Raw genomic sequence first — 23,234 nt, forward strand, 5'->3', positions numbered from 1 at the left:
GTTCCGTCCTCCTAAAATCTAAATATTTTACAATGTTCGTAAAATATTCAATTTATTAATGAAACAACGTGTTTAATCATATAATAAACCAACAAATAAGTAAATATCAAATTCTAAATTCTGTAAAAAACGAACAATCACGATTTAAAAAAAGTATTCCTTTCTAGGAATACTTTTTAAATTAAATCGTTTGTGTGGTCGGGCGAACAACCATTTCACTGATTGACATACGATCTGGTGTGTCTATGGCAAAGACCACTGCTTGCGCAATGTCTTCCGCCTTTAAGCCCCAACTTAACTGTTCTAGATGTAACGTTTCAGCTACTACTCGATTAGAAATTGTTTGATAAAGTTCTGTTTGTACAGCACCTGGTGAAATAATCGTTGATTTAATGTTATTCTCTCTTTGTTCTTGTCGCAATCCTTCCATAATTGCTCGAACAGCAAACTTTGTTCCACAGTAGACAGCCGAATCTGGATAAACGACATGTCCTGCCACAGAATCAGTAGCAATAATCTGCCCTGATTTTTGTTCAACCATAATTGGAAGAACTGCCGCAATGCCATTTAAAACACCCATAATATTAATATCTAGCATTTGACGCCATTCTCCTTTTGGTGCTTCAATAAGAGGCGCCGTTGGCATAACTCCTGCATTGTTAAAAAGAACATCAATTCGTCCATATTTTTCCATTGTAAGCTTGATTACACGCTGAACTTCCTCTTCTTTCGTTACATCTGCTTGTTGCACGAGAATCGTTGCTTCAGGAAGTTCTTTTTTTATAGCAATTAAACGTTCTTGTCGACGTGCTGCAATGACTAACTTCGCTCCTTTTCTGGCAAGTAAACGGGCTGTTGCCTCACCGATGCCACTGGAAGCGCCCATGATAACAATAACTTTTTCTGATAATGATTTCATTATATTTCCTCCTTATCTTCCTGAATCCAACGAATAATTTTAGCTGGTGTTCCTGCAACAATAGCGTTAGCTGGCACATCTTTAGTTACAGTCGCATTAGCTGCTACGATAGCATTTTCACCAATCGTAATACCTGGTAAAACAGTGACACCCGCGCCTAACCACGCAAATTTTTTAATGGTAATCGGTGCTAGCAATACACCTCGCCGTTTCATTGGCAGTTCCGGATGATTGACACTTAAGAGATTAACGCGCGGACCAATTAAAACATTGTCTTCAATTATAATGCCCCCTAAATCAACAAACATAGCTGCCCGATTAATAAAAATATTTTTACCAAAATGTATATTGCGTCCAAAATCTGTATAAAAAGGTAATAAAATCGTAACGGTTTCGTCAATTTTGTCTTGGATAATCGTGGCAAGAAGATTCCTTACTTCATTATGTGTATAGGCTTGTTGATTTAATTCTATTAAATAGCGACTATTTTCCTCTTGAATCTGATGAATAAGTTGAAATAGTGGTTCATCTTTATCAATGCTCCCTGTTGCAATTAGTTCTTGGAGATTTTTTGTAAGCATTCCTAATCGCCTCCTTTTGCTAAATTTATCGTAATACGTGACAACTCCTCTGTCTAATACTTATAATAAATAGATAAGTATGCGTTTTAGTTATAGGAGGGAAAGTAATGGAATTACGAGTGATTCACTATTTCTTAGCAGTGGTCCAAGAAAAAACGATTAGTGGCGCAGCCAAACAATTGCATGTATCACAACCAACGTTATCTAAGCAATTAAAAGAATTAGAGGAAGAATTAGGCGTGACATTATTTATACGAGGAAATCGACAAATACAACTAACACCTGAAGGAGAATATTTAGCTAAACAAGGGCAAGATATTTTAAGCTTAGCGAATAAAACAGTCACCAACTTGTCGCAAAATGAATTCATTAATGGCGAAATCACGATTGGTGGTGGCGAAACAAAAGCTATGTCTTTTTTAGCGAATGCACTACAACAAATAACAAGCCAGCACTCAGCTGATATTCACCTTCATTTATACAGTGGGAATGCAGATGATGTAATAGAACGGCTAGACAAAGGATTATTAGATTTTGGTTTAATTATTGAGCCTGCACCTAAACAAAAATATAGCTATTTAACATTACCAGTTGTAGATACATGGGGCTTAATTACTGTAAAGGACCATCCCTTAGCCACTAAAAATGTTATTACTGCAGCCGATTTAAAAGAAGAACCTTTATTTATTTCTCGACAAGCACAAGTTCCGAGCCAACTCTCTGATTGGCTCGAAGCAAGTCTAGATCAGTTCCGAATCGTTGGGACCTACAACTTACTTTACAACGCTTCACTGATGGTAGAAGCTGGGCTAGGTAGCGCCCTAAGCATTGATGGTATTCTAGAAACAAAGCAAACAAATTTACGTTTTATCCCGCTATATCCTGCTTTAACAGCCAAAATTAGTTTAATTTGGCGCAAAAATACGGTTCTTTCCACAGCTGCTGCATTATTTTTAGAACAAATAAAAAAAAGTATTCAACGCCCTGAATAATAGGTCGTTGAATACTTTTTTAAATCATCACTGTGATCGTAGCTGCTGCCAAAATCAAAACTAAGCCGATAATCGTTACGGTCATTTCCTTGGCTGTTTTCTTTTGACCTAAGAACCAAATACCTGTCAACGTTGCAAGCACAACTGATGTTTGGGATAGAATAAAGCCAGTTGCCAAGCCGTTCATATCTGGCTGCGCTGAAATTAAATAAGTTAACGCTGCAAAGGCGAAGAAAAAGCCTGAAAAAATTTGTTTGTAAGAAACGGCTTCTATAAATGGGGATATTTCCTCACCCTTAATAGTGACAACCGCTGAGTAAATAACTGCGACAATTACCATGCCTATTGCTTGTGGTAAAAAGGCATGCATGCCATCAATTGCCGTTGCTTGAGGTGCTGCAGAGTACGCCCAATAGCCGATTTCACCAACGGCTAATAGAAGAACTGCTTTTTTCATAATCCCAGCACTCTCAGCGGACTCCGTTTCCGACCAGACCGTCATTTTGGCACCAATCATGATTAACACTAAGGCAAATGCGCCTAACAATTTGGCTGTCGCACCTGGCCAGTTTCCTAAGAAAAAGACACCCCAGAGAGAAGCACCTAAAAGTTGGAACGCGGTCGTTACTGGCATGGCACGTGATGAACCAATCATCGTGAAGCATTTAAACGTAATGATTTGCGCACAGGCCCAACCGACACCAGATAAAATTGAAAAGAATAAATCCATGCCCGCTGGAAAAGCCAAACCATTAATCATTGAAAAAATAGCGGCAAAAATTAATGTTCCTAAACTGGTACCAAGAATTTGATTCACTGGACGACCACCAATTTTGGAAGCGATTGTTGGGAAAAGCCCCCAACCTAAAAGCGGTCCTAAACCGATTAATAATGCAGTCGCATTCATCTTTATTTCCCCTCTCTCGTTTAAAAGACAACGTTACTTTCTAATAAAATATTTGCGTAAGGAGTCATTTCCCCCGTCCGAATAAATGCATGGCAGTTGTTTAATTCTTGTTTCATTTCTGTATGAGGAATAAAACTGATGGGAGTTTCTGGTAAACGAGTTTTAATTGCTGTCAACATGTCAGGATTTTCTGTTTTAATTTCTTCTGCTAAATAAATTCGTTGAACTGCCAATTCCTCAAGGACATTGTTTAAAACTTCCATAAAACTAGGGACGCCATTGGTAACTGCTAAATCAATTTTTTCTGTAGTCCGAGGCACTGGCATGCCTGCATCACCAATACTTAATTTATCAAAATGACCCATTTGTGCGATAACGCGGGAAATATCTGAATTAATAACTTTTGTTTTTTTCATGTCGCTCGCTCCTTTTTATTTGTCTGCCAATTCGTGTTGATAAGGAATCGAAGGTTGGGCTCCAAAACGTTGAACAGTCAACGAGGACGCCTTGTTTCCATAGCGAATAGCTTCTTCCAAATTGCTAAAGTCTTTCTCTAATATACTACTTAATGCGCCAATAAAAGTATCGCCAGCAGCCGTTGTATCAACCGCTTTCACTTTAAAAGCAGGCACAATACCACTTCGTCCATTGACGTCATAAAAGGCGCCTTTACTACCTACTGTAATAATTACTGCTTCAATCCCTAATTGATGAAGTGCTTCTGCGGCTTTACGCATACTCGCTTCATCTGTGATTTTAATGCCTGTTAAAATTTCGGTTTCTGTTTCATTTGGTACAATCATATCTGTCACGTTTAGTAATTCTTCAGGAACTTGTTCTAACGCAGGTGCGGGATTTAAAATCGTTTTGACGCCTGCTTTTTTAGCAATTTTAAACGCTGCAATCGTACTATCAATCGCACTTTCAAATTGGGCAATCACAAAATCACTTTTTTCAATAATTTCTTGATGTTCCTGTACTTGTTTTGGCGTAAAGGCGTTATTGGCTCCTGCGTAAATCATAATGCTATTTTCACCAGCGTTATCTACCATAATAAAGGCTTGGCCAGTAGCTGTTTTCTCTAAAGTGGTGACCCCAGTTAAATTAATTTCATCTTGACCCATTAAATCAGTCATCATAGCTCCAGCGCCATCATTTCCCACAGCACCAATAAAATATGTTTCTGCGCCTGAACGTTTCGCTGCAACTGCTTGGTTTGCTCCTTTACCACCACCTGCTGTAAAATGTTCAATGGCGTGAATTGTTTCGCCTGGTTTTGGCATTTCTTTGACTCTTAATGTTGTGTCTAAATTGATACTTCCGATAATTGTAACCGCGTTCATTTTCATCCACCTCAATAAAATTTATTTTTTCATTCTAATTAAAACGTTTTAGTAAAACGTTTTAATTCCACAACAAAAATATAGCACACCTTGAAAGCTATTTCAAGGGTGCTGTCGAAAATCGTTCAATCAGTTGGACAGGCAAGGTTTGCTCCTCCCAATCTTTTGCAGGCTGATGGATTCTTTCCAATAATAGAGTCGCCGTAGTTTGCCCCAATTGAAAAACAGGTTGAGCAATTGTTGTTAGCGGCGGCGAAACATACTCGCACATATCAACATTGTCATAACCAATAATACTATAATCCTCAGGAATTTTTTTGCCCGCTTCTGCTAATCCTCGATATAAACCAAAAGCAATTTCATCATTGATAGCAAAAATTCCGGTGCTCTCTGTTTTTAAAATTTCGGGGACAGCTTGGTAGCCACCGATTTTTGATAATTCTGTTTCGATCAACTGGACCTTTTCCGTATAAACAGAACAAAAACCTTTTAACCGTTGCTGAATATTGAGTGGCGCATGTGGTGGCATTACCACGACGACCTGTTCATGTCGTTGCTCTTGTAAATGTTTTGCTGCTAGTTGCCCACCTCTATAATCGTCTGTCAAAACAGCGTCGCTAAAGCCTTCTGCTTTTTTTTGGTCAAGTACAATAAATGGAATCTTTTTCGCACGTAGCGTTTCATTAATCGTTTGATTGGAAATTTCAGAACTTGCAATCACAAAGCCATCGACACTACGACGAATCAACTCTGTTAAATATTCATGTTCTCTTGTAACATCTTGTTCCGCATTACATAACATCAGTATAAAATTTTCTTTGTATAAAACACTTTCAATTCCTCGAATCAATTGCGCGAAAAATGGATTAGTAATATCAGGTACGATTACGCCAATCGTCTTACTTTTTTTCATCACCATACGTTGCGCAAAATAGTCGGGCTGATAGTTTAATCGCTCTTTTGCAGCCAATACTTTTTCGACCGTTTTCCCACTAAACCGTGCCCCATTCCCGTTTAAAATTTGTGAAACGGTAGTAATGGAGACACCTGAGTCATTGGCAACATCTTTAATTGTAACCTTTTTATTTGTCATCCTACTTCTCTCCTTGCCGTGAACGCGCCCATTCACCGGACCTCTTAATCTCATTTAATTTACTACAATCATTTACTTTACGCAACCACAAATAAATACGTACATTCGTTTAAACCGTCCTTTCATCCCTTCAACAAATTTCGTTGTTCTACTTTTAAAATGTTATACTGTAGAAAAAATGATTTACTTTTTGCTGAATGGAGGGTCTTAATTGAAAAAGAAATCGATTGGTTTGTTGTTAGCTAGCGCATATTTGTTTCACGCACGTTCTCGTCAAAAATCCTTAAAAGCCTGTCTTTTTGAAGATTCTTTACGTCTTTCCCAAATTGCTCGCCTTGAACGAAATCCGAAAGTCACCAAGGCTTTTTATCATTGGCAACGATCATTAAATGAACAAGTAACTTTGCCAAAACATCTACGTCATCTTTTTCCTCTTCAAGAAATGACTCAATTTCCTACGATGTATCGCATGTCAAACTCCGTTATTGCGCCTACCAAGAAAGCTGTACTGTACCTGCATGGTGGGGGCTTTACATTGAATCTTGCCTATAGCCAATTAGACTTTAGTTATAAACTAATTGAAGATCTCTCTTTTGCAACAGATTATTTTATCCCTGTATATCCATTAGCACCAAATAAGTCTTTTGCTGATATTTATAATCATTGCTATGCTGCTTACCAAGAAATTTTACAGCATTATGATCCCGAAGATGTTATTTTATTAGGTGATTCTGCTGGTGGTACATTGGTTTTAAACGTATTGCAGAATTTAGCCATCGATTTCCCTGAACGCTTACCCAAAGCTGCTGTTTTAATTTCTCCTTGGTTAGATGGACATTTAGACATTCCCGTTGCCAAAAGTTATCAAAAAAAGGACAAAATGATTGGCATGAACTATTTACAATTAATTGCCCAAGAGATTGACGACACAGCCAATCACTCCACGCTTTCTTTAAATTGCTTGTCCTTTGATTATCAAAAATTTCCGCCACTTTTTTTCGTGGGCGGCACACATGAAGTTTTTTGCCCTTCCTATCACCAATTTTTAAAACAATTAGGGCCACGACCACAAGATACTTGCCGATTGGTGCCTGGCATGCAACACGTTTTCGCAATGAAACAATACTTGCCAGAAGGACGACAAGCGCGGAAACAAATTGCACAGTTTATCCAAGAACAATGGTAAAAGGCAAATGGGACAGAAGTCAAAACGACTTCTGTCCCATTTGCCTTTTTGTAGAAGAAAACACTTAGTTTTCTTCGGCGACTTTTTTCTCCCGCATAGTCAAAACAGCGCTAGCCAAAAGAACAACCACTACAAAAGCAATGATTCCTCCTACTAAAAGACTCGGACCTGCCTCACCTAATTTACCTAAAAATAGGCCTGGGATTAAATAATCTGTATCCGCAAACGTTGAGGATGCTAACTGTAGATCACCCAAGACTGGTAAAATGAATAACGGTAACCAACTAATTAATAAGCCATTAAACGCAGCCCCTAAAATCGCTCCCCGACGTCCCCCTGTGGAATTTCCAAAAACACCTGCCGCGGCACCACAGAAAAAGTGCCCAACAACGCCTGGTATAATCACAGTGGTATTCAGACCAACCATCGCTAACATTGAAATAGTTCCCACAATAAAGCTCACAAAGAACCCAATCAAGACAGCATTTGGCGCATAAGGAAAGATAATGGGAACATCAAGTGCTGGTTTAGAATTAGGCACTAATTTTTTAGCAATTCCTTGGAAAGCTGGCACAATTTCTCCTAAAACCATCCGCACACCCTGTAAAACCACAACGAAACCAGCCGTAAAGGTTCCTGCTTGAATTAATGAAAAGATGATCGCATTTTCGCCATTGCTTAACTCATGCTCGACATAGCCTGTCCCAGCCAGCAAAGCCAAAATCACATAGACAATCGACATCAAAATCATAATTGAGATGGTTGAGTCTCTTAAAAAACCAAAACTTTTAGGAATTTTAATATCTTCCGTTGACTTTTCTTTATTCCCAAAGACTTTTCCAATAAAGCCACTTGCCGCATAACCAATATTCCCTGTATGCCCCATTGCTACTTTATCATTTCCAGTAATTTGTTTCATAAAGGGCTGACAAAGAGCAGGTGTCACTGTTAATAAAGTTCCTTCAAATAAACCACCTAAAAGAATCATTGGCAAACTAACGCTAAAACCGGCCCCCACTAAAATAACGGCTGTCAAACACGAAACGTACATCATCGCTTGACCTGTCAAAAAGATATATTTAAAACGTGTAAAACGCGCCAACAGAATATTAACAACCATGCCCACCAACATAATCAGAGCAGTTGGTGTCCCATATTGTTGCAAGGCAATCGCTACAACTGCTTCATTACTAGGTACCACGCCTTGTGTATTTAATGCGGTTTGGAACATCTCCGCAAAGGGCGTTAATGAGTTCGCCAATAGCCCTGCGCCACCAATTAAAACTAAGAAGCCGACGAATGTTTTCAACGTTCCTTGAACAACATCAGAAAATTTCTTTTTCTGTAAAACTAATCCCAACAAAGCAATTAATGAAACCAGAATCGCTGGCTGGCTAACAATTGAAACAAATAAATTCAATAAAGTTTCCATGTTTTTCCTCCTTCTTATTGATGTGCAATGCCATTGTCATCTAAAACTTTCAAGACTTTCTCCTTCGTTTCATCGTAATCAATAATCGCATTTAAAGGAATGATTTTTTCATCAGGAATTGACCCTAAAGCATCTTGCAATGTTTTTTCGACAAAGAAGTAATCAGCCATATCACCACTGGCACTCCCGACATCTGTGTGATCAATTTGAAAATTATCTGTATCAACACCGACTTCCTCTAAAATTTGTTGGATATTCATTTGCACCATAAAACTTGTTCCTAAACCACTTTGACAAACTGTAAAAATCTTCATCTTATTTCTCTCCTTCTTGGATAATTGATAGTATTTCTGGGACGGTTTCAGCCGCCACTAAGCGATGTAATGATTCTTTTTTTGATAGAATTTTTGTCAGACTAGATAAGGCCCGTAAATGTGTTTCGTTATCTGAAGCAGCTAAACAAATAAAAAGGTGAATTTCATGCTTAGGATCTTCTAATAAATCGACACTTTTTTGGATTTTTAGTAATGACATGCCTAACTGATTAACGCCATCTTCTGGTCGCGCATGAGGCAATGCTACGTCTGGACAGATATGGATAAATGGCCCAAACGATTCGACTTTTTGAATCATCGCATCAATGTACTTTTCCGTAATACTGCCATTTTTTAATAACGGCTTGGCAGCTTCTGTAATTCCAGCTCGCCAGTCTGCAACTTCAGGCAGGACTTGGACTGTTTCTGTTGTTAATAATTCCGATAACATTGGACGCAGATCCTCCTCTTTTTCTAAAATTTTGTTCATTTTACGATGCAAGACACGATATAACTGCGCTTCTGTGACTCCTTTTTTTAAGGAAATATAAGGTTTTAACGCATCTAAAATATCTTTAACATCTGGCATGGAAATACCTGGCAATAGCCAATCTGATTGAACTTGGTGCATCAATTGATTTTTCTCCAAAGAGCTCATAATGGGCTTGGTAAGATAAACCTTTTTGTCTGTTTCAATAGGGACCGTTGAGAAAATGATGTCATAGCTTTTTTCAGATACATTCTCTATTTCCCTCACCGCATTTGTTTCTTTAAATTCAATCATTGGAAATAGCCGACGCAATTCCGATTGCAAAATCAACGAAGAACTGATACCACTGGGACAAACAATTAGCGCTTTTAGCTTTTCTTGCCGCTGCTCATTTTTTTGGCCGAAAATTTCTCCACCAAATAATATGGTAAAAAAACCGATTTCCTCTGACGGGATTGACCGTTTCGTTAATTTTTCTAAAGGAGCTAACGCTTGTTCACAAAGATGATAAAGCGACCGATATGATTGTCGAATATCCTTGATTAAAACATTTGGTAAGTAAAAGCCATAGCTAATCCGAAAATATGCAGGAACCAGATGATAATACACATTCATGAGCAATTCACGAGGCTGTTCAAATTGAACAACGGCCAATAATTCCATTTTCCGAATAATTTCACCAGAAATATCTAATAAAAACTCTAACTTCGTATCTCGCAATTCTCCTTGCAAGGCTGTCATTAAACAAATCGTGAAAAAAAGACTCTCAGTTTCTACATTCGCCACTGGCCCAACTAAATCACTTAAAATACGACGACTGACGGGATAAGCGCGTAAGGACTGAATTAACTGGTTCTCAGGCCAGACGACTGTTTTATATTTGCCTAATCTTTTTTGAGAAAAAGCAAGAAAGTAACTAATTTCATCTAATCTGCTGGGTACCAGTTGAAGCTGTGCTTCCTGGACGGCTAATTGAATGCCGTCACGTATTTTTGCGTATTGGCTCATTTGATGCTGACTGAGCCAGCAAAATAAAGCGAAGGTGCCCGACTTTTGTTGTAAGAGGCGGGCAAGCCAATTTTTCCCGAAACGACGAATCCGAAATTCATCTCCTTCTAGGTAAAACCCTCGTTTTCGTTCGTAGGATAAAGCAATGTTTTCAGTTGCTAGTTGGTGTCGTACTTTTTTGATATCCGCTAAAATAGTGCCTTTCGAAACGTCTAAAAAATTTTGGTAATGATACACCGATAGTTCTTCGATTTCTGAATAAGTGAGCAAAAAAATAAGTGCTTGTCTTTCTGTTTCGCTATAAATCACTTGATGTTGTTGAAAAAGTTGTTTTCCCCATTCATTTGCGGAAAGGTTTGGAATACTGACGGTATTCTGTTGAACTTCTCCGCCTATTGTCGAAAGTTGTGTCACTAATTCTCGTTGCGAAAGATCGGTTATTTGTTGAGCCAAAGAGAGCGCAATTTTTTGCCCTGCATACTCGTCAAGGAGATAACTTATTTTATAATTCACAGCTGTGTCCTCCTCCTGTAATCATCATATAATGATAGCGCTTTATTTTCTATCTAAGTTGGGTACAAATGTCTACTGTACTTTTTTGATAAATTGTACCGTTCTTTATTTTAAAGTTAACAAAAACCCGTTGCAAGTTTCTTAAAAACTTACAACGGGTTTTCTTTATGTTAATTGTGTTTGTAATGCGATATTCAGCAAAATAGCCACCGCCACCCAGCCGCCACACATCACCAGAAGCAGCCAACTAAACATTGATTGTTTTACTAAAGACTGCTTAGGCTTTGCCAGATGTACAAAATTCATGCTATTTACTAAGAACAGTAAAAATAAAGCAAAACAAAGGACGGCCAAGCCAGCACAAATCCAAATCCACATCGTAATCTCCATCTATATTCCTCCTTCTACAATTGACTCTGTTTATAAAAACAGCACATTATTTTTCCTTTTTCCTTTTTTTATTCAAATAATAGAAACTTGTTAGTACTACGAGTAAACATGCAATACCAAGGCTGTAAAGCCACGTGCTATTTCGTTCACCTGTCCTTGGTAATGACGTCTGTGCATTAGTCGGATTCGTTTTAGCAGTGGTTTTTCTGCTCACTTTGTCTTGTTGTTGTGACGTTTTTTTATCTTTATCAGTGACTGGTTGCTCTATTGGCTTAATGACACCTTCCGTTTTTAGTGGCTCTTTCCCTCCATAGAACGTTACACCGATATTCGTTTGCCCTACTTCTTCTGCAAAACTCTCAGAAGAAATAATTAGACTCGCAATGCCAACGGTTAAAAGTATTCCCAACGTCACCAGAAGTGACCCTTTACTTTTCATTGTCATCATCGCGTGCTCCTTGTCTATTTTTCAAGGCTGCCTGTTTTTCTTGTTGTAAATAGGCTTGTTGTTTCAGTGTTGCTTTCTGTTGCGTAAAACGCCAAATAGCTAGAATTAGACTCACAATTGTTGCAACTAACAAGCCATAAAAAGCTTGATTCCACCAAGTCGGTAGGACCAATTTCACTACTGCTTCTTTATTTAATTTTTTGGCTTCTTGGCTACTGATGGTAAATTCTTGCTTAAACGGCCACACTTGTTGTTCATCTTCTTTCAAGACCGCTTTTCCTTCAAAAATATAGGTTCCTGGACGAACATCTTCTTTCCCGAAATCTAAATGGAAGTTCATCGTCGAATTTGGCGCAAAACGAACACTTGGTAAAATCCGTTTGGCATATTCTTTCGTTTCGCCTTTTTTCGTTACTTTTCCTTCTAAACGTACTTCAGGAAAAATAGCGGATGTCGGATTCTGAATAACCGCTTGGACCGATTTATTTCCTAAAGCAATGGTCGGAACTAATTTAACTAATTGAAGAGTCTCTGCTAGATACATCGGTGTATCTTCTGACATTCGTAAAGCAATTGCTACATTAAATCCATATCGACTGGTTAAACCCGTTGATTTTCCTTTTTCTTCCTTTTCATCTTCTGCAAGCGAAGCATAAACACCACCCAAAACTAATCCTTGGAAACCATTCGCTGGAATTTCGACAGTCATTTTGGCTGTTACGGTTTTCTTAGCGGGAACTTTTACATGTTCCTCAGGTAATTTAATTAATGTTGTCAAGGGTACTTTTAAACTTGAATCTGGTTTTTTCTCGAAATCATTGTACACAATTAAACCATTGTCATTCGTCACAGCATTCGCCAAATTTAAATCAATCGTCAATTCTTCATCTGTTTTATTAATTAATGATAATTCGACTTCTTGTTTCTGTCCTGGTTTTACAATGAGATCGTAGTAGGATTGCGTATTTTTCGCTTGATTCTCAGGAATATTGGGTTTAACTGTAAATTTTGTATTCATGTTGTCATCCGCTTCTTCTGCTTGTACAGCAGAAGGGATGCTTAATGCCATCACACAAATAAAAACTGTGACGATTAGCCAGCGCATTGTCTTCATTATTTGTTCCTCCTATGTATCGAAAAGGAGCCGTGCACCACTGCGCAGCTCCTTTTCTAGTAATGCAGTATTCTCGTTAGTAACTTTTTATGGCGCAGCCACTAATGTCCAAGTTACGTTACCTGTATACGCACCATTTGTAATTTGTGAACTAGGTGTTGTAATGTTTAATTTTACATTTGATAATTCAGAATCCCATGTACCTTGACCTTTACCAACTGCTGCTGTAGCAATTGATACAGCTGCTCCACCTACTGGAATAGTTGTTCCAGCAAATTCAGGACTTCCTGGATCTGCTGCAAAGGCAGCTACATCACGTGAGTATGTTTTTGCTGTTTCATCGTATTTCGCTACTGCTCCTGTTTGTGCAAAGGTAATTGAGCCTTCTAAAGTAGCAGTGCCATTTTTCATTTCAGCAACGCCGGCAGTAACTGACCAACCCGCTTGTGTTCCACGAACATCCCCAACGGCATAACGTTTTGTTTGGGTACCTGTCGCATCTAACGAAATCGCTGATAAATCAGAACTAACTTCTGTCGAAGCAAATTTGAATTCTGTTGGAACATATAACAAATCAAAATTTGTATTCGAGCCTGGTTCTGGTTCTTGTGTGCTTCCGTCATCTCCATCACCCGTACCGCCTGGTAATGAACCACTTGTCATCTCTACGTTTGCTGGTGTTGTACCAGTCGTTGTTGCATGTGCTGCTGCAGGAGCGATGCTTGCCCCTAAAATTGCCGTTCCTGCAAATAAAGTTACCAATGTTTTTTTCTTCATTTTACTCTCTCCTTTATATCTTGGTTAATTAATGAATAAAAAAGTGAAAAACTTTTCTATCTCAGTAGAACGTAAACTAAGTATAGCGAAAAAAAGACTGCTTGTGATTTCAAATTTTAAACACCTCATGCAAAAAAAATGAATTTACTATAACAGCAAGGTTCCAACGACTTTTTGTGTCTTTGAAAACGTAATTTTCAAAAAAGATATTGTTTTTTTTCACATATAAAGTAGTAATTTTATAAAAAAACAGCGAGAAAACGTCAAAACATTAGTAACAAACACTAACATTTTGACGTTTTCTCGCATTTATTAAATCGAAATTTCCTCAATATTTTTAAAAAAAATAGTGAAAACTAAAATTATATCGTTTTCATAGACAAAACGTACATTTTTTCTTACGAAAATTGATAATCACTCGCTGACTATTCTCTAATCAAAGCTTGCGTTGTACAGCGGAAGGAACCACCTAACATTCTAGAAACATGGTAATCAATTGCCTCAACTTTGATACCTTTTGCTTCTATTTGAGGAATTAAAGTTGTAAACGATTGGTCCGTTATATACGTTTCTTCGTTAAGCGGTAGACCATTTGTCACTAAATACGCTGCTTCTTGCAAAGTAACGTGAATTTTTTCCCAGTTTGCTAATTGCGCAGGAAGTCCATCCAAAAAGGCCTCTTCACAAACAATCATCAAGCCTTCTCTCAACAAGCTCAACGCACAATCTAAGTGGAGAATATGCGGATGTAACCGAACCGGCACCACTTCATAACCAAAATGACCAATCATATTGGCTAACCACTGAATTCCTGCTAGGTTACTTGCCAAGCCAGAGTAGCCCACAAAAATTGTTTTTCCTAGAACTAAAACATCGCCGCCTTCAATAAAGGGACCTGCTTCACTTAAAGCCCCTTCAGAAATGTCAGGTTGTGGCGCAGCAAAATAATAGCCTTCTGCTTCTTGTGTCCACTGCTGAATAATCGGACGAATTGGTAAAATTTCTTGTCGACGGTGTTGAAATCTTAAGTTTCCTTCTATTAAGAGATTGCCAATTGTAAAAAAAGGGTCTCGTGAAAAGAAGTTACTATATCCTACGCCCAATTCCTTGCCATGTTCTTTTTCATAGGTTGTCAATAAACGTGGACGAAATACTTCTACGCCATAAGATTCTAATACTCCTTGCATGACTTCTTTTTCTTTTTCCCAACGCACTTGTTGTTCTGGTGCAAAGTCTGCTAAATCACGCCCTTCATTATTCTGTGTTAAACGGGCATTTTCCTCTGTTAAAAAAGTCGTATCCGCTTCATCAAATTTATCTGGTAAACAAAATTGCGATTGTGCTAAAACAACTGAACGCAACGGTGCAAATTCACTTTCAACATGCATTTTTTTCATTATTTGACCTCACTTTTATCTGGTTACCTTCATTATAACAGAGATAAAATTTTTATGCCTTCAATGAAGAAAAAGCAGAACTTCTATACGTTCTGCTTTTTCTTCATTTTGTTATTTACCAATACCTTTATCTTTAATCTCAGCTTTTTGCCCGGTGCCATCTACTAAGCCAAAAATAATCTTCGCTTGGTCTGTATTATCAATTTGTCCTGAAAAAGCTTCTGCTTGTGGGCCATAAGCATAGACATTTACATCTTCTCCTGTGTGTCCGCCAGTAGTCCAACCAGTATTCGAACGTTCATCAAAAATCTTTCTTAATGCCTGAGCGATTTTTTCAACATCTTTTGACTCCGCCGCTGTTTTCACTGCTTTCAATTCAGCCTCACTTAATTGAAAATCAATATACTCAGTCACTGTTTTTTCCACATTACCATTTTTAATAATTTCTTCTGCCATGAAATCAGGCGTGCGTTTTGCCGCATGTAAAGGCTCCGTCAACCAGTTGTATTGATCTCCTTTGCCTAAAGACAAGCCACCTGTTGAATGATCTGCAGTTGTAACCACCAATGTTTCACCATCTTTTTTGGCAAAATCGATGGCCTTTTCAAACGCCGCTTCGAAGTCTTGCATTTCGCTCATCGCGCCAACAATATCATTGCTATGCCCGGCCCAATCAATTTGACTACCTTCAACCATTAAAAAGAAACCTTTTTCATTTTTATCTAACCGTTGAAGAGCCGCTTCTGTCATATCAGCTAATGAAGGGACTTCTTCCGTTCGGTCAATCATTTTAGGTAGCCCGCCTGGTGCAAACAAGCCTAAAATTTTGTCGTCTTGGTTCTCATTTAACGACTTTTTGTCTGTGACATGACCATAACCCGCTTGGGAAAATTCTTTGACTAAATCACGATCTTTCCGGGCAAATAATTCGGAGCCGCCGCCAAGTAACACATCGACTTTGTGTTGTCCGTCGATTTGATCATCAAAATAGTCATCGGCGATTTCTGCCATATTTTTGCGTGAAACATTATGTGCGCCATATGCAGCAGGGGTTGCATGTGTTATTTCAGATGTTGCTACAAGACCCGTTGATTTCCCCACTTTTTTCGCACGTTCCAGCACTGTTTCTGTTTTGGACTTGTCATTATCGAGTGCTATAGCATTATTATAGGTTTTCACTCCGGCAGCCATCGCTGTCGCTGCGGAAGCTGAATCGGTGACATTCTCTTCTTCATCTTCTGGATAAGTGGCTTGCTGTCCGACCAAATAGGTATCAAAAGCTGTTTGGGGAACACGCTTGTCTGAGTGATTGGCTTTGAAATAGCGATAGCCCGTTGTATACGGATTCCCCATGCCATCTCCAATCATAAAAATAACATTTTTTACTGGTGCTTTTTCGGATTCAGTTGCCTTCGCTTCAGCAACCTCTGTTTGTTTTTCGCCGCTTTTCTGTTCAGATAAATTTGTACAACCCGCTAATGTTGTGAATGTTAATAAGGTAACCCCTAGCAAAGCTCTTTTCTTCATTTCCTTGTTTCCTCCTTCATATCTACCCATACATTGACTATAACAAGTCTTAGTTGATTTCTGATAAATAACAAGTAAACAAAGTGTTAAGTTGTTGTATTGCTTCTGTTAAGTTCCCTATTTGTCGCGTCTTGCTGCTCTTTTTTCGGCCTCTTTGCGTAATTGTTTCTGCGCTTTTTTTGAGCCGCGTTCAATATCTTTGAGTTTCTTTCGTTCATGGAAATCTGTAAATAAACTTTCTAAATCATAGTCTTGCGGATATAGATCTTGTGCTTTCGCTTGTAATTTCAACCGTCTTCGTGGTACATTTTCAATTTTATCATTCACAAATACTTGGATTTCTTGTTCACCCTCATCTGTAAAAACCAACCCAATTTGTTGTATTTCTGTCAATAGGACACGATCACCTTTTTGATAACGGTGTGTTTCTTCTACAAACGTGGCAAAGGTCGTTTCTTTTGCTTTCAGGGGTTTAAATAGACTTCGATTAGTAGGGTATTCTTTCCGCTGAATATAATGAGCCGCCTTTTCAATGAGCTGTGGCTCCATCTTCATTTTACGTGCAATCCAAAGCGCCTGACTATCGCCAACTTCACCAATTTTCAATTGATATTTGGGCGTTAATGTTTCACGATCGAAGGCCATTGCGGCGGGCACAAAATCGTCATGCTCTTGGGCAAAACGTTTAATTTCACCATAATGGGTCGTTGCAACTACCAAGGCTCCCTTTTGATACATCGTTTCCATGATAGCAATCGCTAAGCCAGCTCCTTCGTTCGGCTCGGTGCCACTGCCAATTTCATCTAATAAAACAAGCGTGTGTCGCTTAACGTTACGCAACATTTCCGCAATATTTTTCATGTGCCCAGAAAAAGTGCTTAACGCATTTTCCAGATTTTGCTGATCACCAATATCGACAAAAATTTCATCTAATACTGGAATCTCTGTGCCCGCTTGTGCTGGAATTTGCAACCCAAATTGTGTCATGACAGTCAATAAGCCAACTGTTTTCAAGACAACCGTTTTACCACCAGCATTGGCACCTGTAATGACAAGTCCTCGATACTCTGCTCCTAAAGAAAACGTCAATGGTACTGCGTGTTCTAATAAAAGAGGGTGTTTTCCTTGAACAATGCGCAAGCGTTCTTCTTTGTTTACTTTTGGCGTAATCCCACCAATTTCGCGACTATACTTTCCTCGTGCAAAAATAATATCTAAGGTGGTCATTGTATCGACGGCTTGATCGACTAGTCGTTCTTGCTCATTGATTAACCCTGTTAGTTCTGCCAAAATTTGATATTCTTCCGCTGTTTCTTCCGCTTTTAAGAGTGTCAATTGTTCATTTAATTTACTAATTGCTACAGGTTCAATAAAGACCGTTTGTCCTTTATTGGATTGCTCAATGATTGTGCCTGAAACCTTATTTTTATAGCTAGCTTTGATTGGTACCGTGTAATGTTCCCCTTTTTTCACCATCATATTTTCTTGAATATACAGTTGATTATTTTTATTGCGTAAAAATTTGGTAACTTTTGTTTCAATTTCTTGTTGGCATTCATTGATTTGACGCCGGATTTTCCGAAGTTGTCGAGAAGCATCGGTGGCAACTTTTTGGTTATGGATTTTCGTATAAATTTGTTCTTCGATTGCTCTGAAATCAGCTAAGTGCTGACTGTAACTAAATAGGCGTGGTGTTTGGTATTGATTTTTTTCAAAAAACTTCTGGATTCGCTGACTACTTCTTAAAAAGTCAGCCACCTCAATCAATTCGTTTGGTGTAAGGATTAAGCCTTTTTTCACTTGTTGAAGCAAGCGGGTAATTTGGCTCAAGCCCATGAAAGGGACGTGTTGTCCGCTATCAATAATTAAGCGGGCCTCGGTTGTTTCCGTTAAGCGGGACTGCACTGTTTCTAAACGTGTTGCAGGGACCATTTTCGCCAACCGTTCTTTACTATACTCGCCAATCGCACGTGTTTGAACTTCTTTAAGAATTGTTGTAAATTGTAATTTTTGAATGGTTTCATGATTCATTTGTTTTTTCTTCCTTTCTATCATGAAAAGAATACCTGGCGCCTTTAAATAAAAACCAGTTTCTATAGAAAAAAGAGGACAACGTTCTACCGCTGTCCTCTTTATCATTGGATAAAGGTTACTAAAGAAACCTCTTTTAAAGGAGGTATTTAGTAAATGAGATGACTGACAGGTATCACTTTCTAAGCACACCAAATAAACCTTGCTTGGTTCACTGGTTATTCAACTTATCAATTAGATACCTACGACACTCACCAAAATACCCCACATTCATTTGTTGGTTTTTATTTATTCTCCACTTGAGAGTAGCAAATCTGGCGAAGAAAGTCAAATAAAGATTGGCCCTTTACTTATTCAATGTGTTTTTCATCATGGTTAGTAACGTTTTCACGTCTTCTGTTCTAGTGTCCCCTGTTTCTTGATCGATAATTGAGCTGTAAACATGAGGAATGATTTTTTTAACGCCGGCATCCACCGCAATTTGAACAATTTCTTCAAAGTTTTCTAAATCAATGCCCCCTGTTGGCTCTAAATAAAAGTCATACTTGGCACAAGCTGCTGCTACTGCTTGGTATTCTTCTTTGTGAGCCAAGCCTTTCATCGGGAAATATTTAATGGAACTGCCCCCCATGTCTTTCAACAATTTGATGGCGGTTTCGATAGGCACTTCCGCCGCTGGCGCACCCGAGCTTAACGGACCTGTCGCAATGTTGACATAGCCAACTTTGCCTGTGGGTGAAACCAAGCCATTAATCACTGTTTCGTCTTGACGAAGTAAGGCCCGCGAAGCGCCGACACCTGTGAAGACTTGGTTCACGTGTTGCGGTTGTAAAACTTCTGATAAGCGAGCCACCATTTGACTTTGATTAGGATCGCCAGCTCCTAAACCGACAGATAAAGCGTTGTTGGTTGCTGCTTGGTATTTTTTCATATCGTCAATGGCTGCTTCATCGGTTTCATAGTTTTTTGAAAGGACGCCTAACACAACATGCCCTTCTGCTGCTTCATAACAGGCTTGGGCATTTTCTACTGAATTGGCTAAGACGTTTAAACAAATGCGTTCTTCTAAATAATTAGGTTTTAATGACATGACTTATTTCTCCTTTGTGTCCATAATTTCTTGTAATCGTTGCACGATTTTGTTCATTTCTTCTTGATTGACAGAACGAATGTCAAATTCAATGATGCCATTGTTGGCTTGATATTCTCGCGTATAAATAGCTGGACTTTCTGCTTTTAATGCTTGGATGACTTCCTTGGCAGTTTTTCTGCCGTCCACTTTGACACTGGCGCGATAAATGTCTCGTCCAGCGCCATCTTGGACAATTTTGGCGGTTAAATATGACAAGCTGTTGATGGCTTCAACAAACGGTTTTAAGCGTTCTTGCATCGAAGCCCCTGATTCACTGCCATGCGCCAAGTATTCTTCCACTGCTTGCGTAAAGCCTAGGATATTGTCTTTGCCAATTTTCATTGCTCGACCAATGCCTTTTCCTTGTAGGCGCACCCAGTCAATGTATTCTTTTTTCCCGACCACTAAACCGGCACTTGGCCCTTCAATTGCTTTGGCGCCGCTGTAAATCACCAAATCAGCGCCTGCTTCAGTGTATTTGAAAAGATCTTCTTCTGCTGCCGCGTCAACAATTAGCGGCACCTTGTGGCGTTGCGCCACTTTGGCCGCTTCGGCCACCGTCAGCATACTTTTTTGCACGGTATGATGGCTTTTGATGTATAGAATGGCCGCTGTTTTTTCAGAAATCATCATTTCCACGTGTTCTGGACTGCACATGTTGGCGTAGCCAGCTTCCACCACTTGGCCGCCACCTTGCGCTACCATGACCTCTACAGGCGTGCCGTAGTCCACGTTGTGCCCTTTAGGTAAAACAATCTCCCGCTGTTCAATTTTTTCTGTATAGGGATGATACGCGTGGTACAAGCTGCCTTTTCCAATCAAGGCAGCCACCGATTGGGCAATCCCCGCCGAAGCCGAGGAAACGATTTGGGCATCTTCTACCTTCAACAAGTTGGCTAAAAAGGCCCCTGTTTGCACACTAAGTTCACTCATTTCAAAGAAATGTTCGCCGCCGAATCGTTGAGCCGCGAGGACTGCCTCCGAAACTTTGGAGACACCTAGAATGGTCATTTTCCCAGAAGCATTGATGACTTCTTTTAAGTGGAATTTTTCGTAACTATTCATTATTTTCTCCTTTATAACAAACCAAAGAATGAAGTGACCAAACTAACTAAGACAATCGTGCCGATAATGATACCGTAACGTGGGCCTTTCTTTACCATGAAGAAATAAATAGCCATGACTGCTGCTAAAGGAAGTACCCCTTTCATAATTTGATCTAGAATATCTTGTAAAACAATCGTGGCACCGCCAGTAACTTTAAACGTCATCGGGCTAGCAATTTTAACATAACTCGCACTTAAAGCGCCCATCATCATCATTCCTAAAACATTTGCTGAATAAATGACTTGCTTAATTTTGCCGTCTTTTAACAAACTTAAGATTGAATTACGCCCTAATGTATAGGACTTATTCACTAACGTCCAACTGATGTATAATGTAATGGCTGTGTACAGAACCAACGGACCGATACTTCCAATCACGTTACCTCCTTTAGCCATTGGAATAAAAATGGAAATGATTAACGGCATTAATGCTGCCCAAATAATTGAATCACCAATCCCAGCCAGCGGACCCATCAGCCCAGTTTTAATCGATGTAATCGCCGTATCAGAGATCGCTGCGCCATTGGATTTTTCTTCCTCCATAGCAATTGCAATCCCTTGAATGGAAGCCCCTACTGTTCCTTCAGTATTAAAAAAATTCAAATGACGTTTCAGAGCTTCTTTTTGTTGTTCTTCATCGTCTGCGTAAAGTTTTTTAATTGCAGGAATCATCGATGCACAAAAAACTAAACTTTGAAGACGTTCATAAGAATTGGATAATTCACAGCCTAGTTGATAAATCCAAAAGGCTTTGGATAATTCTTTTTTAGTAATTTTTTTCTGTTCCAATTGTTGTTCATTTGCTTGTGTCATTTGTTCCATTATGCTGCCTCCTCACTCAATGCCTTGTTTCTAACTAAAAAGGCAATACAGATTCCTAAAATAGCGACGGCCATAACTTCTGCGCCAAAATATACTACTGCAACAAAACCGATTAAAAAATAAGGAATCAAATTTTTCTTGCCAATTACCATAATTGTTAAGGCGAATCCTAACGCTGGTAAAATACCACCCATTACTTCAAAGCCGTGCATCAACCATGCTGGGATAACTTCTAAGACTTTATTCACCACGGATTGACCAAAAAAGTTCGCCGCAAAAACCAAAGGAAAGCGAATTAAAAATCCCGCTAAAGCTGGATAAACAAACGCAGCTCGGTAAATCCCTCCATAATTTAACTCTTCCGCATATTTATCAGCCATATGCACCCACGTCGCATTGATGGTCCGCCGTAATTGATCCATAAAGACGCCTAACACACCAAAAGGAACAGCTAGTGCAACAGCCGCCTCGGCATTCATTCCCACACCTAAAGCAATTGGAATCGCAATTGCTGAAGCTAAAGCCGGATCACTAGGCACATTGCCGCCCGGTGTGGAGGTGACTCCTAGATAAACAAGTTGAATCCCCGCACCTACAACCATTGCTTCACTAAGTTTTCCTGTTGCTAAACCAGCCACCAACGCTGCACCTAATGGCTGAGACAGCATGCCTGAAAATGTGTACCCAAAACGCAAACGTGCAAACCAATAATAAAGTCCCATAATAATTGAAACACCTAAAACGCCCATATGATTCTCTCCTTTTTCTCTGATTATAGTGATTGATATTTTTCAATTAATTTTTGAATTGGTAGGGGATTTTCTTCGGGAATCGCTTGGAAGAAAACATGGATGCCCTTCGTTAAAAGTTCAGTCAAAATTGCAACATCTTCTTCAGATAAATTGATATTTTTTAAAACATTTTTCCGATTTGGTCCGCCACCTAAGCCACCAACTTGAATCTCCTCTTTAATAATTTCTTGGTCCACCATCGCTTTTAAGGTCGTTAAATCTGGCACTAAAAATAACACCTTTTTCTCTTCCTTTTCTTGCGATTCCCAATATTCTTTGGCACTTTCAATCCCTTTAATTACTACAGAAACCCCTGGAGGCGCCGCCATTAAATAAATACTTTGTAAAAATTCATCTTGCTCTAGTTCATCACTCACTACCAAAATTTCATTTGCACCTGATTGTTGTAACCATTTAGTCACTACTTGTCCATGGATTAAACGGCTATCGACTCTTGTTAATACGATTTTTGACATTCTGTTCACCTGTACTTTCTTATTTTGGAATTTCTAAAATTTGACAACTGTCTACTGCTGCTTGTTGAATCATCTCTGCATCTTGTAAACGAAATCCAGGACCACTTTGTTTCATGACGGATTCTAATAATAACGATGTGCATAATCCTGACACAATCAGGAGGTCATAATCTTTTGATAAACGTAATGCAACATTACTAGGTGTGCCGCCTTTAACATCTGTTAAAATTAGCAACTGGTTGTGCCACGTTAATTGGTCAATTTTTTCTGTGACTCGTTCTAAATAATCCCCCAGTGAATCCTCTGCTTGTAATGCAACTTCATGTACATTTGTGACTTCTCCAACAATCATCTGGACGCTTTTGACTAATTCCAAGCCCCAACCATTGTGTGTTAAAAGTAAAATTGGTTCATTTTCCATAAACAAACTCCTTTGCTAATTAAT

General features: G+C 38.9%; 24 protein-coding genes. 2 read left to right on the forward strand and 22 right to left on the reverse strand.

Annotation, left to right across the window (positions count from 1 at the left end):
* Positions 1-181: 181 nt before the first annotated feature.
* Both IGJ37_RS11425 and IGJ37_RS11430 read right to left on the reverse strand, forming a co-directional pair.
* Positions 182-919 (reverse strand): SDR family oxidoreductase, encoded by a 738-nt coding sequence (locus IGJ37_RS11425; RefSeq protein WP_002359155.1) that lies wholly within the window; start codon positions 917-919, stop codon positions 182-184.
* A complete protein-coding gene (locus IGJ37_RS11430; protein ID WP_002355105.1) occupies positions 919-1,500 on the reverse strand; it encodes a DapH/DapD/GlmU-related protein in 582 nt (193 codons plus the stop codon). Before IGJ37_RS11430 ends, IGJ37_RS11425 begins: the two co-directional genes overlap by 1 nt.
* Before the next feature lie 107 nt (positions 1,501-1,607).
* Between IGJ37_RS11430 and IGJ37_RS11435 the strand changes: the two genes are divergently transcribed.
* Positions 1,608-2,492 carry a LysR family transcriptional regulator gene (locus IGJ37_RS11435; RefSeq protein WP_002370030.1) on the forward strand — a complete coding sequence of 295 codons (885 nt, stop codon included), beginning with the start codon at positions 1,608-1,610 and terminating at the stop codon, positions 2,490-2,492.
* Between the two features lie 19 nt (positions 2,493-2,511).
* Here IGJ37_RS11435 and rbsU read toward each other — a convergent pair whose 3' ends face one another.
* From rbsU to rbsR, 4 genes are all read right to left on the reverse strand, one after another.
* Positions 2,512-3,399: a ribose/proton symporter RbsU gene (gene rbsU / locus IGJ37_RS11440; RefSeq protein ID WP_325815160.1), complete on the reverse strand. Its 888-nt coding sequence runs from the start codon at positions 3,397-3,399 to the stop codon at positions 2,512-2,514.
* A gap of 20 nt (positions 3,400-3,419) precedes the next feature.
* Positions 3,420-3,815 carry a D-ribose pyranase gene (rbsD, locus tag IGJ37_RS11445; RefSeq protein ID WP_002355102.1) on the reverse strand — a complete coding sequence of 132 codons (396 nt, stop codon included), beginning with the start codon at positions 3,813-3,815 and terminating at the stop codon, positions 3,420-3,422.
* Positions 3,816-3,830: 15 nt separating this feature from the next.
* Entirely contained in the window at positions 3,831-4,748 is a 918-nt protein-coding gene (gene rbsK, locus IGJ37_RS11450) for a ribokinase (protein WP_174121272.1), read from the reverse strand.
* Positions 4,749-4,839: 91 nt separating this feature from the next.
* A complete protein-coding gene (rbsR, locus tag IGJ37_RS11455) occupies positions 4,840-5,835 on the reverse strand; it encodes a ribose utilization transcriptional repressor RbsR (protein WP_174121273.1) in 996 nt (331 codons plus the stop codon).
* 211 nt (positions 5,836-6,046) lie between these two features.
* Between rbsR and IGJ37_RS11460 the strand changes: the two genes are divergently transcribed.
* Positions 6,047-7,021: an alpha/beta hydrolase gene (locus tag IGJ37_RS11460; protein ID WP_002419328.1), complete on the forward strand. Its 975-nt coding sequence runs from the start codon at positions 6,047-6,049 to the stop codon at positions 7,019-7,021.
* A 64-nt stretch (positions 7,022-7,085) separates the two neighbouring features.
* Here the strand turns inward: IGJ37_RS11460 and IGJ37_RS11465 are convergent, their stop codons facing one another.
* The 16 genes from IGJ37_RS11465 to IGJ37_RS11540 all read right to left on the reverse strand — a co-directional run bounded on the left by IGJ37_RS11465 (position 7,086) and on the right by IGJ37_RS11540 (position 23,210).
* Positions 7,086-8,453, reverse strand: a complete 1,368-nt coding sequence (locus tag IGJ37_RS11465; protein ID WP_002355097.1) for a PTS ascorbate transporter subunit IIC — start codon at positions 8,451-8,453, stop codon at positions 7,086-7,088.
* A gap of 14 nt (positions 8,454-8,467) precedes the next feature.
* Positions 8,468-8,767 carry a PTS sugar transporter subunit IIB gene (locus tag IGJ37_RS11470; RefSeq protein ID WP_002355095.1) on the reverse strand — a complete coding sequence of 100 codons (300 nt, stop codon included), beginning with the start codon at positions 8,765-8,767 and terminating at the stop codon, positions 8,468-8,470.
* A 1-nt stretch (position 8,768) separates the two neighbouring features.
* Positions 8,769-10,778 (reverse strand): BglG family transcription antiterminator, encoded by a 2,010-nt coding sequence (locus IGJ37_RS11475; RefSeq protein ID WP_252671693.1) that lies wholly within the window; start codon positions 10,776-10,778, stop codon positions 8,769-8,771.
* Positions 10,779-10,943: 165 nt separating this feature from the next.
* Entirely contained in the window at positions 10,944-11,168 is a 225-nt protein-coding gene (locus IGJ37_RS11480; RefSeq protein ID WP_002355093.1) for a hypothetical protein, read from the reverse strand.
* Between the two features lie 46 nt (positions 11,169-11,214).
* A complete protein-coding gene (locus tag IGJ37_RS11485; protein WP_153854243.1) occupies positions 11,215-11,616 on the reverse strand; it encodes an LPXTG cell wall anchor domain-containing protein in 402 nt (133 codons plus the stop codon).
* Positions 11,597-12,730 carry a DUF916 and DUF3324 domain-containing protein gene (locus tag IGJ37_RS11490; RefSeq protein ID WP_002389357.1) on the reverse strand — a complete coding sequence of 378 codons (1,134 nt, stop codon included), beginning with the start codon at positions 12,728-12,730 and terminating at the stop codon, positions 11,597-11,599. Before IGJ37_RS11490 ends, IGJ37_RS11485 begins: the two co-directional genes overlap by 20 nt.
* Positions 12,731-12,817: 87 nt before the next feature.
* Positions 12,818-13,507: a WxL domain-containing protein gene (locus IGJ37_RS11495; RefSeq protein WP_002365278.1), complete on the reverse strand. Its 690-nt coding sequence runs from the start codon at positions 13,505-13,507 to the stop codon at positions 12,818-12,820.
* Positions 13,508-13,932: 425 nt separating this feature from the next.
* The gene (locus tag IGJ37_RS11500) at positions 13,933-14,904 is read right to left on the reverse strand and encodes a dimethylarginine dimethylaminohydrolase family protein (RefSeq protein ID WP_002359145.1); all 972 of its coding nucleotides are present in this window, start codon (positions 14,902-14,904) and stop codon (positions 13,933-13,935) included.
* Positions 14,905-15,015: 111 nt separating this feature from the next.
* Complete coding sequence (locus IGJ37_RS11505) at positions 15,016-16,461, reverse strand: alkaline phosphatase (RefSeq protein WP_002381148.1); 1,446 nt, start codon at positions 16,459-16,461, stop codon at positions 15,016-15,018.
* An 87-nt stretch (positions 16,462-16,548) separates the two neighbouring features.
* Positions 16,549-18,462: an endonuclease MutS2 gene (locus IGJ37_RS11510; protein ID WP_411859936.1), complete on the reverse strand. Its 1,914-nt coding sequence runs from the start codon at positions 18,460-18,462 to the stop codon at positions 16,549-16,551.
* A gap of 346 nt (positions 18,463-18,808) precedes the next feature.
* Positions 18,809-19,552, reverse strand: coding sequence for a 2-dehydro-3-deoxy-phosphogluconate aldolase (gene dagF, locus IGJ37_RS11515; RefSeq protein ID WP_002361094.1), 744 nt, complete (start codon positions 19,550-19,552; stop codon positions 18,809-18,811).
* A 3-nt stretch (positions 19,553-19,555) separates the two neighbouring features.
* Positions 19,556-20,659, reverse strand: a complete 1,104-nt coding sequence (locus tag IGJ37_RS11520; protein WP_033599036.1) for a DgaE family pyridoxal phosphate-dependent ammonia lyase — start codon at positions 20,657-20,659, stop codon at positions 19,556-19,558.
* 11 nt (positions 20,660-20,670) lie between these two features.
* Positions 20,671-21,522 (reverse strand): PTS system mannose/fructose/sorbose family transporter subunit IID, encoded by an 852-nt coding sequence (locus tag IGJ37_RS11525; RefSeq protein WP_325815170.1) that lies wholly within the window; start codon positions 21,520-21,522, stop codon positions 20,671-20,673.
* On the reverse strand, positions 21,522-22,271 hold the full coding sequence (locus tag IGJ37_RS11530; RefSeq protein WP_002355079.1) for a PTS mannose/fructose/sorbose/N-acetylgalactosamine transporter subunit IIC: 750 nt from the start codon (positions 22,269-22,271) through the stop codon (positions 21,522-21,524). The genes IGJ37_RS11525 and IGJ37_RS11530 overlap by 1 nt, the downstream gene beginning before the upstream one ends.
* A gap of 23 nt (positions 22,272-22,294) precedes the next feature.
* A complete protein-coding gene (locus IGJ37_RS11535) occupies positions 22,295-22,789 on the reverse strand; it encodes a PTS system mannose/fructose/N-acetylgalactosamine-transporter subunit IIB (protein WP_002355078.1) in 495 nt (164 codons plus the stop codon).
* Between the two features lie 19 nt (positions 22,790-22,808).
* Entirely contained in the window at positions 22,809-23,210 is a 402-nt protein-coding gene (locus IGJ37_RS11540; RefSeq protein ID WP_002365282.1) for a PTS sugar transporter subunit IIA, read from the reverse strand.
* Positions 23,211-23,234 lie beyond the last annotated feature (24 nt).

It is taken from the genome of Enterococcus sp. AZ104 (assembly GCF_050546705.1).
Lineage (GTDB): Bacteria > Bacillota > Bacilli > Lactobacillales > Enterococcaceae > Enterococcus > Enterococcus faecalis.

Bases quoted from the DNA above. Each gene is read 5' to 3' on its own strand.
- rbsR (WP_174121273.1), bottom strand. From the start codon at position 5,835: ATGACAAATAAAAAGGTTACAATTAAAGATGTTGCCAATGACTCAGGT.
- IGJ37_RS11430 (WP_002355105.1), bottom strand. From the start codon at position 1,500: ATGCTTACAAAAAATCTCCAAGAACTAATTGCAACAGGGAGCATTGAT.
- IGJ37_RS11490 (WP_002389357.1), bottom strand. From the start codon at position 12,730: ATGAAGACAATGCGCTGGCTAATCGTCACAGTTTTTATTTGTGTGATG.
- IGJ37_RS11530 (WP_002355079.1), bottom strand. From the start codon at position 22,271: ATGGGCGTTTTAGGTGTTTCAATTATTATGGGACTTTATTATTGGTTT.
- IGJ37_RS11525 (WP_325815170.1), bottom strand. From the start codon at position 21,522: ATGGAACAAATGACACAAGCAAATGAACAACAATTGGAACAGAAAAAA.
- rbsD (WP_002355102.1), bottom strand. From the start codon at position 3,815: ATGAAAAAAACAAAAGTTATTAATTCAGATATTTCCCGCGTTATCGCA.
- rbsK (WP_174121272.1), bottom strand. From the start codon at position 4,748: ATGAAAATGAACGCGGTTACAATTATCGGAAGTATCAATTTAGACACA.
- IGJ37_RS11435 (WP_002370030.1), top strand. From the start codon at position 1,608: ATGGAATTACGAGTGATTCACTATTTCTTAGCAGTGGTCCAAGAAAAA.
- IGJ37_RS11480 (WP_002355093.1), bottom strand. From the start codon at position 11,168: ATGGAGATTACGATGTGGATTTGGATTTGTGCTGGCTTGGCCGTCCTT.
- IGJ37_RS11500 (WP_002359145.1), bottom strand. From the start codon at position 14,904: ATGAAAAAAATGCATGTTGAAAGTGAATTTGCACCGTTGCGTTCAGTT.
- rbsU (WP_325815160.1), bottom strand. From the start codon at position 3,399: ATGAATGCGACTGCATTATTAATCGGTTTAGGACCGCTTTTAGGTTGG.
- IGJ37_RS11535 (WP_002355078.1), bottom strand. From the start codon at position 22,789: ATGTCAAAAATCGTATTAACAAGAGTCGATAGCCGTTTAATCCATGGA.
- dagF (WP_002361094.1), bottom strand. From the start codon at position 19,552: ATGTCATTAAAACCTAATTATTTAGAAGAACGCATTTGTTTAAACGTC.
- IGJ37_RS11465 (WP_002355097.1), bottom strand. From the start codon at position 8,453: ATGGAAACTTTATTGAATTTATTTGTTTCAATTGTTAGCCAGCCAGCG.
- IGJ37_RS11470 (WP_002355095.1), bottom strand. From the start codon at position 8,767: ATGAAGATTTTTACAGTTTGTCAAAGTGGTTTAGGAACAAGTTTTATG.
- IGJ37_RS11495 (WP_002365278.1), bottom strand. From the start codon at position 13,507: ATGAAGAAAAAAACATTGGTAACTTTATTTGCAGGAACGGCAATTTTA.
- IGJ37_RS11485 (WP_153854243.1), bottom strand. From the start codon at position 11,616: ATGATGACAATGAAAAGTAAAGGGTCACTTCTGGTGACGTTGGGAATA.
- IGJ37_RS11505 (WP_002381148.1), bottom strand. From the start codon at position 16,461: ATGGGTAGATATGAAGGAGGAAACAAGGAAATGAAGAAAAGAGCTTTG.
- IGJ37_RS11425 (WP_002359155.1), bottom strand. From the start codon at position 919: ATGAAATCATTATCAGAAAAAGTTATTGTTATCATGGGCGCTTCCAGT.
- IGJ37_RS11520 (WP_033599036.1), bottom strand. From the start codon at position 20,659: ATGAATAGTTACGAAAAATTCCACTTAAAAGAAGTCATCAATGCTTCT.
- IGJ37_RS11540 (WP_002365282.1), bottom strand. From the start codon at position 23,210: ATGGAAAATGAACCAATTTTACTTTTAACACACAATGGTTGGGGCTTG.
- IGJ37_RS11510 (WP_411859936.1), bottom strand. From the start codon at position 18,462: ATGAATCATGAAACCATTCAAAAATTACAATTTACAACAATTCTTAAA.